The 17,595-nt window shown below is 57.2% G+C and carries 13 protein-coding genes and 1 pseudogene; 11 read left to right on the top strand and 3 right to left on the bottom strand.

The genetic code is table 11. The features are described from left to right. The first annotated feature begins 337 nt into the window (after positions 1–337). The gene (locus FXV83_RS41720) at positions 338–1,195 is read left to right on the top strand and encodes a transporter substrate-binding domain-containing protein (protein ID WP_148745807.1); all 858 of its coding nucleotides are present in this window, start codon (positions 338–340) and stop codon (positions 1,193–1,195) included. A 359-nt stretch (positions 1,196–1,554) separates the two neighbouring features. Further along, a pseudogene (locus FXV83_RS41715) lies at positions 1,555–1,923 on the top strand (transposase); the annotation flags it as partial. A gap of 338 nt (positions 1,924–2,261) precedes the next feature. Here the strand turns inward: FXV83_RS41715 and FXV83_RS41710 are convergent. The 3 genes from FXV83_RS41710 to FXV83_RS41700 form a co-directional block, all read right to left on the bottom strand. Continuing rightward, positions 2,262–3,269: a D-2-hydroxyacid dehydrogenase gene (locus FXV83_RS41710; RefSeq protein ID WP_148745806.1), complete on the bottom strand. Its 1,008-nt coding sequence runs from the start codon at positions 3,267–3,269 to the stop codon at positions 2,262–2,264. Positions 3,270–3,601: 332 nt separating this feature from the next. Beyond that, positions 3,602–4,567: a bifunctional methylenetetrahydrofolate dehydrogenase/methenyltetrahydrofolate cyclohydrolase FolD gene (gene folD, locus FXV83_RS41705; RefSeq protein WP_148745805.1), complete on the bottom strand. Its 966-nt coding sequence runs from the start codon at positions 4,565–4,567 to the stop codon at positions 3,602–3,604. 528 nt (positions 4,568–5,095) lie between these two features. Beyond that, positions 5,096–6,253: a M24 family metallopeptidase gene (locus tag FXV83_RS41700; RefSeq protein WP_187436549.1), complete on the bottom strand. Its 1,158-nt coding sequence runs from the start codon at positions 6,251–6,253 to the stop codon at positions 5,096–5,098. 792 nt (positions 6,254–7,045) lie between these two features. Here FXV83_RS41700 and FXV83_RS41695 point away from each other — a divergent pair. The 9 genes from FXV83_RS41695 (at position 7,046) to FXV83_RS41655 (ending at position 17,282) form a co-directional block, all read left to right on the top strand. Then, positions 7,046–8,296: a sarcosine oxidase subunit beta family protein gene (locus FXV83_RS41695; RefSeq protein WP_148745811.1), complete on the top strand. Its 1,251-nt coding sequence runs from the start codon at positions 7,046–7,048 to the stop codon at positions 8,294–8,296. A 15-nt stretch (positions 8,297–8,311) separates the two neighbouring features. Beyond that, entirely contained in the window at positions 8,312–8,587 is a 276-nt protein-coding gene (locus FXV83_RS41690; protein WP_148745803.1) for a sarcosine oxidase subunit delta, read from the top strand. Beyond that, positions 8,584–11,568, top strand: coding sequence for a sarcosine oxidase subunit alpha family protein (locus tag FXV83_RS41685; RefSeq protein ID WP_148745802.1), 2,985 nt, complete (start codon positions 8,584–8,586; stop codon positions 11,566–11,568). The genes FXV83_RS41690 and FXV83_RS41685 overlap by 4 nt, the downstream gene beginning before the upstream one ends. After that, positions 11,561–12,175 (top strand): sarcosine oxidase subunit gamma, encoded by a 615-nt coding sequence (locus tag FXV83_RS41680; RefSeq protein ID WP_187436548.1) that lies wholly within the window; start codon positions 11,561–11,563, stop codon positions 12,173–12,175. Before FXV83_RS41685 ends, FXV83_RS41680 begins: the two co-directional genes overlap by 8 nt. A gap of 78 nt (positions 12,176–12,253) precedes the next feature. Continuing rightward, positions 12,254–13,117 carry a formyltetrahydrofolate deformylase gene (gene purU, locus FXV83_RS41675; RefSeq protein WP_187436547.1) on the top strand — a complete coding sequence of 288 codons (864 nt, stop codon included), beginning with the start codon at positions 12,254–12,256 and terminating at the stop codon, positions 13,115–13,117. Positions 13,118–14,276: 1,159 nt separating this feature from the next. After that, a complete protein-coding gene (locus FXV83_RS41670; RefSeq protein WP_148745809.1) occupies positions 14,277–15,161 on the top strand; it encodes an amino acid ABC transporter permease in 885 nt (294 codons plus the stop codon). A 13-nt stretch (positions 15,162–15,174) separates the two neighbouring features. Continuing rightward, positions 15,175–15,939, top strand: coding sequence for an amino acid ABC transporter ATP-binding protein (locus FXV83_RS41665; protein WP_148745808.1), 765 nt, complete (start codon positions 15,175–15,177; stop codon positions 15,937–15,939). Between the two features lie 45 nt (positions 15,940–15,984). After that, entirely contained in the window at positions 15,985–16,851 is an 867-nt protein-coding gene (locus FXV83_RS41660; protein WP_148745800.1) for a transporter substrate-binding domain-containing protein, read from the top strand. 209 nt (positions 16,852–17,060) lie between these two features. Beyond that, positions 17,061–17,282 (top strand): hypothetical protein, encoded by a 222-nt coding sequence (locus FXV83_RS41655; protein WP_148745799.1) that lies wholly within the window; start codon positions 17,061–17,063, stop codon positions 17,280–17,282. The last annotated feature ends 313 nt before the right edge of the window (positions 17,283–17,595 follow it).

Genomic DNA, 17,595 nt, shown 5'->3' with positions numbered 1-17,595 from the left:
GGAGCTCATACCGGTTACCGTCAACGCCGCAGGATATGAGCCAAACTGATCGGAAAATGCTCTAGTCTCACCGAACTGAACGGACAAGGACCCGATCACATGACCTGCAGGGTCAGCTCAATACGGAAGGGCGATCAACAGCCATCGACGCAGGAGTTGCACTACAGATCAGCTAAAATGGAAGGAGTTCGACTACGCGGTGAGATAAGATGACGGCAATTTTTGTGGGGACGGGATCCGGGAGTGAGCTGGCAGGTGCACTTCCCGACATTCACAGTTGTCGTGTAGTATCCATCAGAGGTGCAAGATCTCTTTAGATGACAAAAGGGGAGCTTATATGTCGCTGAAATTCAACTTTCGCCGTTTGATGTGCGGACTAGCTGCCGTTGCCAGCGTCGCCGCCGGCCCTGCCTACGCGCAGGACTTAAAAAAGGTCATTAACGCCGGCGATATTACGTATTATGCGCCCTATACTTTCAAGGATCCCAAAACTGGGGAGTTAATGGGATTCGATCGGGACATATTGGAAGCCATGGCGCAAAAAATCGGCGCGACCGTGAAGTGGAGCGAGTATAGCTTCGCCGACCTGCTTAGTTTTGCTCCACTTAAGACCGGACGCGTGGACGTCTACGCCGGTGCAGCCATGACTGACACACCGGAAAGGCGGGCCAATGGGGTGAGCTTTATTGACTTCGTGTACGAACCCTTTGTGCTGTTCACACTTCGCGCGAAAGCAGACCAGTTCAAGGACGTTGATGCATTGTGCGGAAAACCCGTAGTCGTTAACCGCACCGGTACGGCGACAGGTTTGGTCAAGCATTGGAGCGACGAGAATTGCGCCAAAGCAGGTAAGCCTGACGTTGAAATTCTGGGCAGCGACAGCTCCGCGACCAGTCTCTTGATGTTGAAGCAGGGGCGTGCGGAAGCTTCCCTCAACGGCGCTGGTTCACTTTCGTACTTAAACAGCGTCGAGGGCAATATCTACGTTCCTATTGGAAAACCCCTCAACAAGAACATGTATGGAATGGCTGTCTTGAATGAGAGAAAGGAATTCACAGAGATGCTTAAGAAGGCGCTTGATGACTTGATAGCCGATGGCACCTATTCCAAGCTGCTTCAAAAGTGGGGGCTTCCCGACGAAAGCTCGATCGGACAGACGTCGCTAATCAACGCCGGCTGGAGCACTTCAAAATAAACAACCGCTCGAGCCGCTGCGTTGCTGCCTTGCAGCAGCTGTTTGGCAAGTGCACTCGCTCTCGCAAGCAGCGTCGAGTCGCCATCCTGGCATGAATTTGCCGTCGTCCGTTAAGAGGGACCAAGTGACTGATGTGGAATCGTAATCTGGCAGACCGGCTTTTTTGCGATTGCAGGGTTTTGATGCTTCGGGGGATCGGAACCTTGCAATTTCATTTTCAGGCTTCCGTCGAATCGCCAGTCATGATTCCGTGGTCGCATCGGAGGGGGCGAGAAGCACAGGACGACGGGATCGGGCGATCTGTTCCGGGCCAGGCTCGACCAAATCATCAATATGAAGCACGAGCTGGTTCAGCTCGCCGGCAAGAGACACTCACCGGCTGCGCGATCGAGCGGGCCTATGTCGACAAGGGATACCGCGGCCACGACGCACAAAATCCCCGACAAATCTTCATCTCCGGCCAGAAGCGCGGCGTCTACAATGTCATCAAGCGCGAGCTGCGCCGCCGCTCCGCCATCGAACCCATCATCGGACACCTGAAGGCCGATGGTCACCTCGGCCGCTGCTACCTCAAAGGCCGCGCCGGCGATGCGGCCAACGTCATCCTCTCAGCCGTCGCCCACAACTTCCGCCGCATCCTGGCCTGGCTGAGAGCTTTTTGGTGCCTGATCCTGACCACCCTCATTGCAGCCACGAGCGACCGCTCACCGCTGAAATCGGGTTCTTAACGGACGACTGTGCCGATTGTCAGGGTGCTAGCCACGGGCCATGGCTGCCAGCTCAGCAGCCAACCATGATCATCGAACAAAAGGATCAATCGATGCAGCGCCCGTTGCTGGGTACCGGACACTCACGGAACAAGGCTCGTTTCATGGATGTCATCGCGATGATCCCTCATCCGCATCTAACCGGCGTGCGCCGCAGACTGCTTTTCGCAAAGACATCCTTAAACGCCGACCTGCTAGCACGACAGCAGCTTCGTCAAAGTGCTAGTTATTGGGTTAGGCTGCCCAGAGACTTCATCGTAGCATCCTGGCGGCCAGGCTCAATTGAAGCATCGAATCGATCAGTACCCGAGGCCGATATCACACAGGCCACGCATTTGGCGTTGATCGGGATAGACCTTCAGGTTGTTGGCTAACAAAGTTGCGCTCGCGTCATATGTATCTATTCGATTTCCACCGATATGCGGTGTAATGAGCGTGTTTGGTGCGCTCCAAAACGGGCTATCTGGCGGAAGGGGTTCTACGGAAAAAACGTCGAGGGCGGCACCAGCGATCGTGCCCTCCCGTAGAGCTGAGAGAAGTGCCGTCTCGTCAACAACCTCTCCTCGGGCCACGTTGATGAGTACCGCGGTCCGTTTCATTGCATTGAATTGGGCCGCACCAAACAGCAACCGTGTAGTTGCGACCAGTGGAACCACCAGAGCCACGAAATCCGATTCGCCGAGCAGCCGGTTCAGTTCTTCAGGCGGATAAACGACGTCGACGTTCGCGATCTGCGTTGCCTGTCGCTTTGTGCCGACAACACGCATGCCGAGCTGCTTCGCATGGCCTGCGATCGTCATCCCGATCTGCCCGAGGCCAACAACTCCCATCGTGCGGGTCGAAATCAATGGTTCCAAAGTGTAGTTTGTGTGTGGCTCCCAATGGTGCTTTTGCTGATCTCGCAATCTCCCGAGAAGATTCCAATGGAAAGCGAGTGTCGCCATCAGTACGACGCTGGCAGCTGTTTCGGCAGCGAAACCTTTCGCAGCAGTAACCATGATTCCAGGATTCTTGCGGCAATGTCCGAGAAACGCGTCTATCCCTGTCCCGGTACTCTGAATCCATTTGAGAGAGGTCAAGCGTGCGAGGACCTCGTCGGGGCATTGGAAAGCGAACAGGACGTCTACATCGGACAAAGTCTCATCGTGCAATTGGTAACCGGTCACATCTTCCACTCGCAAATGTCTTCTGATCACTTCAACATGCTCGCGGCATTTGGGATGGTGGATCAGCAGTCGAAGCCGCGAGCCGTCGGCGCGATAAACGTCGATGAGACGGTAGCGATTTCGTTCGCCTCGTTCAGCCAAATGATGTCTCCCACTATCTCGCTACTCACAGGACCGAACGCTCCGTCCATTTTGATTATAAAGACTATCAACGCGGAATCTCGGCACAATGTACCGATCGTTTGCTGAAAACATGCGAGATGAACTCTCTTCCAAATACGCCAACCGGGTCTCTCAGGATGAGCGAGGGCGCCGCAAGGTGAGGTCCGGTACTGGATGGCAGCGCGCAGGTTGCGGACCACAGCAACATCGCGCGGATGAAGTGCGTCTGGTTTGTTTACTAAGCGAGCCAGTGCTAGACTATTGGCTGAGCGGGTAGCAGAGCTACTCGTGTGAGCAGTTTTCGCCGGCGACTAACTGGCCCGATCCAACGCGAACTGCACGCTCACATTATCAGTAGATGCCCCAGACAGGGACTCAATGTGGCGAACATCATGACGCGTCACTGAAGACAGTCCTCGGCGCGATACTGCTGCTTTGAAAGTATTCGCGAGCAAGTAGGCGACGGTCATGGGGCCAACGCCGCCCGGGACTGGCGTTATATAGCTCGCGCGCCTCCTTACTTCATCAAAAGCAACGTCTCCGACGAGTTTTTCAGTGCCGGTTGAATCAAATACGCGATTGATGCCAACATCGATAACGATTGCGCCAAGCTTGATCCAATCGCCCCGCACGAGGCCTGCGCAGCCGGCGGCGGCGACGATAATATCTGCCTTTCGGCAGATGTCCGGAAGATTTCGAGTCTGAAGCTGTGCACCTGTCACGGTGCATCCGGCATCGCCAAGCAAGACCGCCAGAGGCTTCCCGACGATGTTCGAGCGACCAATTATGACAACGTCGAGGCCGCTCAAATCGCGCGCGACGCTCTTGATCAAATGAACGACTCCCAGTGGAGTGCACGGCGCGAGACACGGTTGACCTGCCGCCAATCGTCCGATGTTATAGGGATGAAAGCCGTCCACATCCTTGGCCGGATCGATAGCCTCCAGCACGCGCCAGCGATCGATGTGCCCGGGCAACGGAAGTTGAACAAGGATACCGTCAACGGAATCGTCAGTATTAAGTGTCTTAATCAGCTTCAGCAGTTCAGCTTCATCGACATTGCTCGGTAGGAGGAATTGCTGAGACTTAAACCCTACGGCTCGCGCCTGCCTGGCTTTAGTCCTGACATAAACCGAACTGGCAGGATCCTTGCCAACGAGAACCACAGCCAAGCCGGGGGTAAAATTATGTTCGACTTGGAGGTGCGCCACGTCATTCATGATGCGACCTCTGAGCTTCTCGGCGATCGTCTTTCCATCAACGGCAATTGCATTCATGAGTCTTTATCCTGAAAGACGTGCGCGTCTTAGGCGACCGACGCAAAATAGGCCGCCTCGGTGTGTATTTTCGCATGGCCCAGGCGAAGTACTTCGCACACTTCGATTAGACGCAGAGCAGTGTCCTTCAAGTGCCCGCGCACAACTGTTTCGTCATTGCTAGTCAATCTTTGAGGATGCTCTTCTAATCGGGGAAGCGGAATAATTGCCGACGCAAAATCTCAAAGTGCGCAGTAATTCAACAATCTTTCGTCCCAGAACGCAGGCATCGGCACGGTGAAAGCCAAAGCGTCGACCGATCACTTCTCCTTGCCATCCACGACCGCAATTGTTCAAGACGCCTGGGGTCTAGGGCTTCGTTCGCAAAGCTGTATATGTCTCGCTAAAAGTGCGTGCTTCCCGCTTGAGGCGGAAAGGTTCGGGCCCAGACCGCAATCTGTCGTAGAGCTGACCAGCTGATCACGTCACAAGAGGGCTGGACGCCCGCGGAGTAGGTTGGCACTCTGCCGGCGTCCGATATCCGAAACGTCAGTGATTGACGAGTAGGTCGCGCGACATGCTGCTCAGCGACTTCGCGCCCGTCTCGGTCACGCGGACAGTCTCGCTGAAGATGTAACCATCATCCTTCTCCCAAATGCCGATAAGAAGGTGAAAAGTCATGTTGGGCTGAATGATGGTTTCGTCTCCCTCCTGAAAGCTTGGTCCGCCATCGGTCCAGTCGATGCCGATAGAGTAGCCAATTCTGGATTCTTTACGCACGCCGCGGGGATGGAAGACAGCTCGGAAGGCTCGCTCAACATCGCCGCATGTTGCTCCGGGCTGGATCGCATCGAATGCGGCGAGGAAGCCGTCGAGGCAGGCCTGGTGCACATGCCGCGACCGGGCAGATGGCTCGCCCAAAAAGACCGTTCGTGACAACCCGCAGCAATAACGGTGACGGAAGGCACCGAGCTCGAAATTGGTCTGACAATCTAATTTATAACTTCCATCGGACCATTTGATATGCGGCGCATTGGCGGGAGAGCCAACCGGCATCGTGAGAGGAAATCGGTTAGCTCCGCCCGGATATTCGGGGGTGCCCGCGGATAACGCATGGTTAACGGCAGCAGCGACGTCGCATTCGCGGGCACCAACGGCGATTGCAAGTCGGCCAGCCTGCATGGCCTTATCCGCGATCTTTCCGGCCTGCTCCATATAGGCAAGCTCGGCTGGCGATTTTACTGCCTTAAGTGCGGCGATCATGCCATCGGCATCGATAGACTTCGACAAGTCCAGGTTGTTGCTCAAGGCCGCATGAGCCTTCACCCCAAATAGCCTGGCGGTTAGTTCGATTCCGATCCGGTTTGATTTGATGTGCTCGCGGATCATTTCGCTGATCGGTTGCCACGCCGTCCGTTGGCTCGACCCGATGTACGTCTCGGGATAACTGAGGACACGTGATTGCGACAGGTACGAGCTGGCCGTTGCGCATGCGATGTCCATTTCGCGCAAGATCAGCCAAGGATCTTCCTCATCCTGGCGTACGAGAGCGAGTTGCGGAACATAGTCCGAAAAGCCCTCATAGCCAGTGAGATAGTTCATATTCGATTCGTTCAGCACTAGGAGTGCATCCATACCTGCTTTGGTCATGCTCTGCCGCAGCCGAGCCGTGCGTTCGCGATATTCTTGTTGACCAAATGCGGGCATAGCTACCTTCTCCTGTGTGGGCGTGATCGTCGAAGTCACCAACATAAGACTCTGTTTAAGCCGACTTTGTCTAAATCGGCAGGCAAGAGGGCAAAATCCTGCGATCAGCCAGGAGAATGCGAAGCTTTCCCGCAGTCTGTACCCTGGTCATACCTACTTGCGAAAATGAATGGGGCGCTGGCTCTGTGCTTGGCCGACCATCAGAAGTTTCTAGTGCCGATCAGCATACGGATTATCGTCACAGTACGAGTAGGGTGCAATCCACGGAAACGGATTTTCGGTCATGTTCCGCGGGATTGCGCAGGATTTCCGCGGCATTTCGGTATATATCGTGGAAAACATGCTGTTTGAGCGGGTATTCTTGGCAGCTGCCGCGCAATGGCTTGTGCGTGCGTCGTGGTGACGAGCGGGGCTCTATGAGATCGTAGGGCCGAGCGGCGGCGGTGAACGACGTCCGCCTCTAAGCGGGAACACGGTCAGTGAAAAAATCATGCGCGAGAGATCGTGCCTAAATCACAGGGGGGCAAAACTATGTGCTGAGAGGCTGTCCGGCGGGCGCGCTGTCCGAATGTTAGCGAGATGAGTGCATGGTCGAGGTCGTCGTGAAGATCGAATGGGCGTCAAAACGAGATCGCCGCAATCCTGCGGGCCGAAAGTTTTCCTTCGCCGGGTTGCCAAGGGCGGCACGGCACGCGCCGGGCGCTGCTTCAGGAGTCCCGCGTACTTTCCCGTATGCCGGTTAGGCTGATTCGAACTCAGACGGCGGTGTGGTTCAATATTGTTGATTATCCAATGCGCTATTCCGGCTTCACCCTAATTTCTCAAGCCTTAAGGGGCCATACCGGCTGGCGACCGGCTTGGCGTGAGGCCTCGCCCAAATCCACATACGATGTCCTGATCATCGGAGGCGGGGGGCATGGTCTTGCAACTGCCCATTATCTTGCTAGTCGCCACGGCATCAACAATGTAGCCGTGATCGAGAAGGGCTATATCGGCTCCGGCAATGTGGGCCGCAACACGACGATTATTCGATCTAACTATCTGCTACCCGGAAACACCCCCTTCTACGAATTGTCGATGAAGCTTTGGGAGGGGCTAGAGCAAGAGCTGAATTACAACGCGATGGTCAGCCAGCGTGGGGTGCTAAACCTCTTCCATTCTGATTCCCAGGGTGATGCCTTCGCGCGGCGTGCGAACGCAATGCGGCTTGCTGGCGTCGATGCCGAGCTTATGAATCTCGAGCAGGTGCGCACAATGTTGCCCTTCCTCGACTATAAGACCGGGCGCTTTCCCATTCGAGGTGGCCTGCTCCAGAGGCGCGGCGGCACCGCTCGCCACGATGCAGTTGCGTGGGGCTACGCACGGGCGGCCGATAGCCGCGGGGTCGACATCGTGCAGAACTGCGAGGTGACCGGTATTGCTGTAACGGATGGCCGCGTCACAGGGGTCGAGACTACGCGTGGGCAGATCAAGGCAAAAAAGGTCGCGCTCGCCGTCGCGGGTAACTCTTCGCGTACTGCGGCTATGGCAGGGATGCGTCTACCGATTGAGAGTCATGTCCTTCAGGCATTTGTCTCTGAGGGACTCAAGCCTCTCATCGATTGCGTGCTTACCTTCGGTGCAGGGCACTTCTATGTCAGCCAGTCAGACAAGGGTGGTCTCGTCTTTGGCGGCAATATCGATGGCTACAATTCTTACGCCCAGCGCGGGAATCTCCCCATTATCGAAGATGTAATGGAAGCGGCAATGGCCTTGTGGCCCGCCTTGGGCCGAGTGAGACTGCTGCGTCACTGGGGCGGCATTATGGATATGTCGATGGACGGCTCGCCGATCATTGATCATGCGCCGGTTCAAGGGCTCTACGTCAACGCGGGCTGGTGCTATGGCGGCTTCAAAGCGACGCCGGCCTCAGGCTTCTGCTTCGCCCATTTGATCGCCAAGGACGAGCCGCATCCTGTTGCAGCTGCATACCGGCTCGACCGCTTTGCCACCGGCCGTCTGCTCGACGAAAGAGGCGTGGGCGCTCATCCGAGCCTGCAATAATAGGTCCTCAGTAAAATGCGCATTGCTTGTCCTCATTGTGGGCTACGCGACGTTCAGGAATTCGTTTATCTGGGCGATGCAGCGCCGCAGCGTCCCGACGGGCTGGCTGCAACGGAAGCTGCGATGTTCGAGTACGTTTATCTGCGCGACAATCCGCGCGGTCTTCTTGAAGAGCTATGGTATCACGGCGTCGGCTGCCGTGCTTGGCTTGTCGTGCGCCGTGATACGTTGACCCACGCGATAGAGTATGTGGGGCTCGCCAAGAGCCGAAAGGCGGGAGCGGCAGCATGAGGAAGCAGCTACACCGTCTCAACAGCGGCGGCCTAATCGACCGTACCCAGGCTCTCTGTTTCCGCTTCGATGGCAAGAACTATGATGGGTTCGCCGGCGACACCCTGGCTTCCGCGCTGCTCGCCAATGGCGTGCGCCTCTTCGGCCGATCTTTCAAGTATCATCGTCCCCGCGGTCTTTTGTCGGCAGGCCCTGAGGAACCGAATGCCTTGGTCGAGCTGCGCACCGGCGCGCGCCGTGAGCCTAACACGCGTGCGACAGTGGTCGAACTATTCCAGAATCTTGAGGCGACTAGCCAGAACCGCTGGCCATCGCTCGGGTTTGATGTCCTATCATTAAATCGCCTCGCTGCGCCCGCGTTGGTTGCTGGCTTCTACTACAAAACCTTCATGTGGCCGGCAAGGTTTTGGGAGAAGCTCTACGAGCCGCTGATCCGCCGCGCCGCTGGATTGGGGCGCGCCGCCGCGGTCGAGGACCCCGACCACTACGATAAGGCATTTGTATTCTGCGACGTTCTGGTGATTGGTGCCGGCCCCGCGGGCCTGTCCGCTGCCGTAGCGGCGGGCCGCAGTGGCGCGCGTGTTATAATCTGCGATGAGGATTTTCGGCTCGGTGGGCGTCTACTCGCCGAAAGACGCCAGATCGATGGACGCCCGGCTGCCGATTGGCTCGCCGCAATATTGGCCGAGCTCGCGAGCCTTTCCGAAGTACGCATCATGCCGCGCACCAGCGTGTTCGGCCTCTATGACCATGGTATCTATGGCGCCGTCGAACGCGTTAATGACCACGTCGCCGTGCCGCCAGCGCATCAACCGCGGCAGCGTGGCTGGCGAATTTATGCGAAGCGGGCAATCCTCGCCGCCGGCGCGCTCGAACGCCCGATCGTCTTCCCGGGCAATGACCGGCCGGGCGTTATGCTGAGCGGCGCCGTACGCGCATACGTCAATCGTTTCGGAGTTTTGCCTGGCCGCGAAGCCGTTGTTTTTACTGCGGGTGACGGGGGCTGGGCAACTGTGCGCGATCTCACGGAGGCCGGCGCCCATGTTGCCGCGATCGTCGATGCGCGCAGCGAGATCAATCCCGAGTCCAAGACGATGGCCTTGCGTGTCGGTGCACGCCTGTTCGCAGGCAGTGTCGTCGAAGCGACTCATGGCGGCCAGGCCTTACGCAGCGTCACCGTCCGTGACGCTTCCGGCAAACGCGCGAGACTGGCCTGCGATTTACTCGCGGTTTCAAACGGTTGGAACCCGACGCTTCACCTCACGTCGCACCAGAACGGCAAGCCAGTTTGGGAGGAGACGATCCAATCCTTCGTGCCGGGCCGGCTACCACCAGGTCTCGCGGTCGCCGGCAGCGCCGCTGGCCGCTTCACGCTCGCCGAGGCACTACGAGACGGCGCACGGCTCGGCCGCGAGGCGGCGGTCGAGGTCGGTTTCGCTGCGGCCGCAGCCGATCCCGTCCCCGCTACCGATGCGGAGACGGACGGCCTGGCCCCCGTCTGGCGCGTGCGAGGTAACAGAGGCAAAGCCTTCGTCGATTTGCAGAACGACGTAACGGATAAGGACGTTGAGCTCGCGGCGAGGGAAGGCTTCCGCTCGATCGAACACCTCAAGCGCTACACAACACTCGGCATGGCGACCGACCAAGGGAAGACATCAAATCTCGCCGGTCTTGCCATAATGGCCGAGCAAGTGGGCAAAGCGATCTGCGAGACCGGCACGACCACCTTCCGACCGCCTTACACGCCGGTAGCTATTGGTGCGCTCGCGGGGCATCATCGAGGCAAGGACTTCCGGCCGGTGCGCCTGGCGCCCACCCATGATTGGTCACGCGAGCAGGGCGCCGTTTTTGTCGAGACCGGCCAATGGCTGCGCGCGCAATATTATCCCAAACCCGGCGAGCAGGATTGGCTGGCCACGATCAACCGCGAGGTGCTTGCCACCCGCAGCGGTGTCGGCCTTTGCGATGTCTCGACCCTTGGCAAAATCGACATTCAGGGCAGCGACGCAGCCGAATTCTTGGAACGCGTGTACATCAATGGCTGGAAGACGCTCCCGATCGGCAAGGCTCGGTACGGAGTGATGCTGCGCGAGGACGGCTTCGTTATGGATGACGGTACCACTTCGCGCCTCGGTGAAAATCACTTTCTGATGACCACCACGACAATCAATGCAGCCAAGGTGATGCAGCATCTCGAGTTCTGCCATCAGGTGCTTTGGCCGGAGCTTGACTTGCGGATGGTCTCTGTCTCGGAACAATGGGCGCAGGCAGCGGTCGCGGGTCCAAGATCGCGCGAAGTCCTGCGCCGTGTGGTTGATGCTAAGCACGACATTTCCAACGAGGCGTTCCCATATCTTGCCGCAGGCGAAATCACCGTGGGTGGAGGAATCCCCGCACGGCTGTTCCGGATTTCGTTTTCGGGCGAGTTGGCCTATGAGCTCGCGGTTCCGGCCGGCTATGGCGATGCGATGATGCACGCCTTAATGGCGGCGGGAGAGCCGTACGGCATCACACCGTATGGTTTGGATGGGCTTAACGTGATGCGCATCGAGAAAGGTCATGCCATCGGCACCGAATCGAATGGTCAAACCACAGCCCGTGACCTTGGACTCGGTAGGATGATGTCGTCTAAGAAAGACTTCATCGGCCGCCTTATGGCAAAGCGGGAAGCCCTCGTACAAGCCGATCGGCCGAGTCTTGTGGGTTTCCGGCCAGTCGATACGAACAATCGTCTGTGGGCCGGCGCACATTTCATCGGCATAGGTCGTGCGGCTAAGACAGAAAATGACGAGGGCTACATGACCTCCGTGGCCTATTCGCCCAATCTGAAGCACTGGATCGGTCTTGGTTTCTTGAAGAATGGGCCAACCCGCATTGGCGAGCGCATCCAGGCAGTTGACCCAGTCCGCAATGGCGAGGTTGAGGTCGAGGTTTGCTCACCCATCTTTTTCGATCCTGAAGGTACCCGTCTCCATGGCTGAACAAGCTAAGTCCATTTGGCGCCCGCGCAGCGCGTGGGCCGGTATTGTCGAGGCTGGTCAGATTGGTGTGGATGGCAAGCCTGGTGTCACCGCATTGACCTTGGACGATATGGGCTTTGCGACCTTGATCGTACCACCCGGCTCACCCGACTTGGCGAGTGCCACCAAACGGATGATCGGTCTCGACCTACCCAAGAAAGCCTTCGTTTCGCTGTCGAGCACGCATGGTGTGGCCTGGGCAGGTGCGAATCACTGGCTGCTCTTTGCACGCCAACAAGCCGGCTTCGTTGACCTCCTGCAGTCATTTTCGGATCATGCTGCTGTCAGCGACCAGAGCCACGCCCGCGCGGCACTAACAGTATCCGGTCCTCGAGTGCGGGAGGTTCTCGCGAAGGGGGCGATGGTCGATCTACATTCATCCGTTTTTCCCGTAGGCGCAACCGCACTGACGAGCTTTGCGCACGTCCATGTGCAGTTTTGGCGCACGGACGATGGACCGGACGGTCCAATATTTGAGATCCTGGTCCCGCGCAGCATGGCCGGCAGCTTTTGGTCGTGGTTTGCCGCTTCGGCAGCGGAGTTCAATTGCCGGATTGATCGCGATTGACCCTCATGCGTCGCGATCCCTCTTACTCCATCTTCCTTCAACCTAATTTACGAGAGGCCGCCACGGGCGGCGAATGACATGTCCGATCGTTCAATGATTCTCTCTTTGTCGTGCCCCGATCGTCCTGGCATCGTCTCGGCCGTCTCAAGTATTCTGTTCGAAACTGGTTGCAACATTCTGGACGCTCAGCAGTTCGATGATACCGAAACTGATCGGTTCTTCATGCGCGTGGCGTTCTGCCGCCTCGAGCAATCGAAATCAGAGGCGGAAGTTGCCGCGTTAATAGAGGATCTTGCTAAGCGCCTCGACATGACGTTCACTCTACGGCAGAGTTCCGCAAGAAAGCGCGTAATGCTGCTGGTTTCTAAGTTCGACCATTGCCTAGCAGATTTGCTCTACCGATGGCGAATTGGCGAGTTACCGATGGAGGTGACCGCGATCGTTTGCAATCACGGCCGCGAGCATTTGGCTTCTTCCGATCTTGGCGATCTGCCATTCTATCATTTGCCAATCACTAAGCAGACGAAGATGGAGCAGGAAGCTCGAATTTGGGAACTCGTTCAGCAGACCAATACTGACCTTGTTGTACTCGCGCGCTACATGCAGATACTATCGGACGGTTTTTCGGCGAAGCTGTCGGGGCGCTGCATTAATATACATCACTCGTTCCTGCCAGGTTTTAAGGGCGCCAAGCCCTATCATCAGGCCCACGAGCGCGGCGTCAAGTTGATCGGCGCGACAGCGCATTACGTGACCTCCGATCTCGACGAAGGGCCAATTATTGAGCAAGATGTCGAACGGATTACGCATCGCGAGACGCCCGACGATCTAGTCCGCAAGGGCCGCGACATCGAACGCCGTGTGCTAGCTAGTGCCGTGCGCCATCACCTTGAGGATCGGGTGATACTGAATGGCAGGAAAGCTGTCGTATTCACGGGCTAAGGGGAACCGGCTGCGGAGGACCATAGCTGTTGGTGCGACTCGATGAACACTTCGTCGCACCTGAAAGTCTGCAAGCTGCAGCGGTGATACTATCTCGCGGTGATGCGGCAACGAGATCCAGTTCCTGCCAATCGGTGCGTTTGGTTCCTAAGTTGAGATGCCGAGCCTTGGCTCGCGCAATCAAGGGGGTGTTACCGCAACTCTTCCATAACCCGACAAGCGAGAATCCTTTCAAAGCAGGAGACCGAGTTCGAGCCGGTGAAGGTCTTGAGGCCGTTGCGTCACACTACTCGATTCAGCCCAACATGGTCTTCCATCTTCTTATGGAGATTAGCGAGACCGTCTCCGTGGCCGATAACGACGCAAACTCTCTGAGCAGCATGTCGCGCGACCTACTGGTCAACGACTGATGTCCACCCGCGCGTAACACTCACGCGTAGAGGGCGTCGCAAGCCTCACCGATCTCACGTCGGGGAAGATGGAAGTCAGCCGCAGCCAATGGAGAGCGCTCATCGCATGACTTTCTGCGCATTCTGGATCCCTGCGGGTAGACCTTGCGGAGTTCTATCTGAGCACCGCTCGTGGTAGGAGGCTACTTAATTGGAGGGTTGCGCAGGAACGATTGAGTGGGCATGCTCGATGAGAGGAGGTTTCTGAACAAAGCCCAGTGCCCATCCTCCGCGTTCTGGCGCGAGTATGGCCCGGGAGACCGGCGTGAGGGCGCATCACGCTGGCAAGCGAATTAGACGAGCTTGTCAAGGCTTCTTCACGTTACAGGTCGCGTTGACTCTGACACGGCCGTCGATCGGCTAACCTGCTGAGCGGGATCCGCGTGTCAAGTCTATGCAAGGCCTGAGCGGCCTCATAAAGGGTGTTCGTCTCCGGGAGCAGGCGATGATGCTGCACTGTCGTGCGGAATTCGGTTTTTGAGAAGCGCTCACCTATCTGACGCAAAGAAGAACTCCACAAATTGGGCATTACACGCAGTATTTCATCCCTTTAAGGCGGAATCACGAGGAGATCCGGCGCATGCATGCTGTAAGTTCACTGTCCTGTGATCCCGTCGTTAGCGCGTCACGCGAGTGCGCCAACAGCGAGGTTGAAGCGCTTTATCGTTGAGCGACCGGTAGGTCGAGCGACTAAGAGGGACATGCAGAATATGTTGCTCGAAGTAGGTGAGCAGTTGGTGAAAGCCGATCAGCGCGGTCACGCAGACGATTTGTCGCAATTCGAGCATGTGCGTCGCAAGCATATCGGCCGCTATTTCGCGGCTGCCGTGGTTCTCGTGATGGCGTTGTGGATCATTCGGGCATTCGCTCATGGGCAGATCGAATGGTCTGTCAGCTGGCAATACCTCACGGCGCGGACCGTCCTGTTTGGACTCGGCAACACCGTCTTGCTGGCCGTGCTGGCAATGCTGCTCGGCATCGTGTTGGGCGTAATCGTTGCGATCATGCGGTTTTCGGCCAGTCCGATCATCAATTGGGCGGCGCTCGCTTACGTGTGGCTCTTTCGCGGCGTCCCTTCGTTGCTGCAGCTGCTCTTGTGGTTCAACCTTGCCCTGGTGTTTCCAACTATTGGGATTCCAGGCTTGTTCGAGTGGCGCACGGTCGATCTGATGACGCCATTTTTTGCGGCATTGCTCGGACTGGGGATCAATCAGGGGGCATATACATCGGAAGTGGTGCGTGCCGGTCTGCTGTCGGTCGAGGACGGGCAATATGAAGCCGCCAGCGCAATTGGCATGCACCGTCTTCAGGCGTTGCGCCGAATAATCCTGCCTCAAGCCATGCGGGTCATCCTGCCGCCGATCGGAAACGAATTTATCGGCATGGTGAAGTGGACGTCGCTGGCGAGCGTCATCCAGTTTTCCGAAGTGATGTATGCGTCGGAGAGCATCTACTACGTGAACAACAGGGTCATTGAGCTGCTTTTTGTCGCGGCCTTCTGGTACCTGATCGTCGTCACGGTGCTGTCTTTCCTGCAGGGGCGGCTGGAGCGGTATTTCGCCCGGGGGGCAGGACGTGCTTCTCAGTCGCGCTAACCGGGGCAAAGAGATGAATCCCATCCTTAAGGCCATTGACGTGCGCAAGTCATATGGCTCGTTCGAGGCGCTTAAGGGCATCGATCTGGAGATTAACCGCGGCGAGGTTCTGTGCCTGATCGGGCCATCGGGATCGGGGAAGAGCACGTTCCTGCGCTGCATCAATCAGCTGGAGATCATCAATGGCGGAGCCTTGTGGATCAACGGGGAGTTGGTCGGCTACCGTCGCGTAGGCCAAAAGCTATACGAACTCTCAGAGCGCGAGATCGCGCGGCAGCGACTTGCGACGGGCATGGTCTTTCAGCGGTTCAACCTGTTTCCGCATAAGACGGCCCTACAAAATGTTATCGAGGGCCCGGCCCAGGTGCTCAAGGTCGAACGCAGGCAAGCCGAAGCGGCGGGTCGTGAGCTGCTCGATCGCGTCGGCCTCGCGCAGAAATGTGACGCATACCCGATCGAGCTCTCAGGCGGACAACAACAGCGTGTGGCAATCGCCCGCGCGCTCGCGATGAAGCCGGCGCTGATGCTGTTTGATGAGCCCACTTCTGCACTGGATCCCGAACTGGTCGGCGAGGTGCTCGCCGTGATGCGCGATCTCGCGCGCTCTGGCATGACCATGGTCGTCGTTACACACGAACTCGGCTTCGCGCGCGAAGTCGCAAACCGCGTCCTGTTCATGGATCATGGCCTCGTCGTCGAAAGTGGACCTCCCGAGCAGATCCTGGGCAGCCCGACGCATGCCCGCACTCGAGAATTCATCTCGGCAGTGCTGAGTTGACCGAGCGCGCAGTGACGTCGTTCGAATGACGAAAGGGGGATCAAAATGTCGAGGAAAATCAACCGTCTTTGCGTGCTGAGTGGACTCCCTCTGGCAGCAAGCCTTGTCATCGGAACAGTACACGCGCAAGACGCGAACAAAGTCATCAATGCGGCCCACATTAGTACTTACTACCCTCCGTTGGAATTTAGGGATCCCAAATCGGGCGAGCTGGTGGGATTCGCCATCGACCTCTTCGAAGCTATGGCCAAAAAAAAGGGCGCGAAAGTCAATTGGAGTGGCTCCAGCTTCGCCGAGCTAACTAGCTTTGCTCCCCTTAAAACCGGGCGCGTAGATATCTACGCGTCGGGGGCGATGACGGATACACCCGAGAGGCGCGAGAACGGCGTTAGTTTCCTTGACTTCGTTTACGAACCTTACTTCTTTTTTACGCTTAAGGCGAAGGCGGATCAATTTAAGAGCCCAGACGCCTTGTGCGGAAAACGCGTGGCCACGACGCGCAGTAGCACAATGACGACCGGCCTGGTCAATAAATGGAGCGAGGAGACTTGTGCGAAGGCTGGTAAACCTGCCGTGGTTCAGGTTGGCGCCACGGGCTCAGCAGAAGAAGAATTGATGTTGAAGCAGGGACGTGTCGACGCCGCTGTTGCTGGCGTAGGTCCAATAGCACATGCAAATCAGCTCGAGGGCAACACATACATTACGCTTGGAAAGCCCTTGAACAAGAACATGTATGGCATGGCGTTCTCGAACGAGAAAAAGGAGCTTGGAGAAGCGCTTAAGAAGGCGCTGGACGAGCTGATAGCCGATGGCACTTATGTCAAGCTGCTACAAAAATGGGGGCTGCCTGTAGATGACAGCTCGATCGGACCAACATCGTCTATCAACGCGGGTCCGACCCTTCCGAAATAAGCGAACTCCTTAGCTCACGAAGAATGATGATGGGATGATGGCCACCGCTTCCGTTCGAGCCGAGGCGGTGGCTTGGACAGACTTCCTTTCGTAGTACTGAATAGATGAATAGATGCGTCGTCCACCATGTGTCGTGTTGGCCGTTGCTTGCTTCTCATGAGCGTCCTCATCGTCGGCGAACAAACGCCCAAGCGGTGGCGGAGCGGGAGTTGTTTGGAGCGATCGCAGTGTTGCATTCGCAAGTGGATCAAGATGGCGAAAGCTACGAACCTGCGATTCGTTCGTCGATCACCAGGCGTATTGTCTTGCTGATCTATCCGCTGGTCGCAGCCAACGGAATGCCATCCAGACGAGCCAGTCTTGAAGGATTTCCTAGGAACAAAACGTCCGCCGCCAGGCAGAAAGTTATCGTCCATTTCATCGACGCATAGGGATAGCAAGCTGCGGACGTGCAAAGCTGGCAGCTTGAACTCGGAGCCGCGGCGCCGCGAACTGGTTCCTTTTAGATAAGTCCCGTGAACGGTTTGCGTATCAACCCACGGACGAAGAACTCGATCATCGAGGTATAGTCAAAGACCGGAATGCCGGTCGCCTGCTGAACTGCGGGTACCAGCGGGGCGCGCTGTAAATCCCACGATTAGAAGGCGGATGTACACGCGCTTTGGTGACTGGGTGAAGGCGGACGTCTGGAAGCGGCTGTTCGTGAGCGTCATGCAGGGACCATCGCTAAGGTCTGATCTGGTC

Source organism: Bradyrhizobium hipponense (genome assembly GCF_008123965.1).
In the GTDB taxonomy this organism is placed as follows: Bacteria; Pseudomonadota; Alphaproteobacteria; order Rhizobiales; family Xanthobacteraceae; genus Bradyrhizobium; species Bradyrhizobium hipponense.
The sequence above is the reverse complement of the archived record's forward strand: the minus strand, read 5'-3'. Positions and strand labels throughout refer to the sequence as shown.

Bases quoted from the DNA above. Each gene is read 5' to 3' on its own strand.
- FXV83_RS41720 (WP_148745807.1), top strand. From the start codon at position 338: ATGTCGCTGAAATTCAACTTTCGCCGTTTGATGTGCGGACTAGCTGCC.
- folD (WP_148745805.1), bottom strand. From the start codon at position 4,567: ATGAATGCAATTGCCGTTGATGGAAAGACGATCGCCGAGAAGCTCAGA.
- FXV83_RS41700 (WP_187436549.1), bottom strand. From the start codon at position 6,253: ATGCCCGCATTTGGTCAACAAGAATATCGCGAACGCACGGCTCGGCTG.
- FXV83_RS41695 (WP_148745811.1), top strand. From the start codon at position 7,046: ATGCGCTATTCCGGCTTCACCCTAATTTCTCAAGCCTTAAGGGGCCAT.
- FXV83_RS41690 (WP_148745803.1), top strand. From the start codon at position 8,312: ATGCGCATTGCTTGTCCTCATTGTGGGCTACGCGACGTTCAGGAATTC.
- FXV83_RS41685 (WP_148745802.1), top strand. From the start codon at position 8,584: ATGAGGAAGCAGCTACACCGTCTCAACAGCGGCGGCCTAATCGACCGT.
- FXV83_RS41680 (WP_187436548.1), top strand. From the start codon at position 11,561: ATGGCTGAACAAGCTAAGTCCATTTGGCGCCCGCGCAGCGCGTGGGCC.
- purU (WP_187436547.1), top strand. From the start codon at position 12,254: ATGTCCGATCGTTCAATGATTCTCTCTTTGTCGTGCCCCGATCGTCCT.
- FXV83_RS41670 (WP_148745809.1), top strand. From the start codon at position 14,277: ATGTTGCTCGAAGTAGGTGAGCAGTTGGTGAAAGCCGATCAGCGCGGT.
- FXV83_RS41665 (WP_148745808.1), top strand. From the start codon at position 15,175: ATGAATCCCATCCTTAAGGCCATTGACGTGCGCAAGTCATATGGCTCG.
- FXV83_RS41660 (WP_148745800.1), top strand. From the start codon at position 15,985: ATGTCGAGGAAAATCAACCGTCTTTGCGTGCTGAGTGGACTCCCTCTG.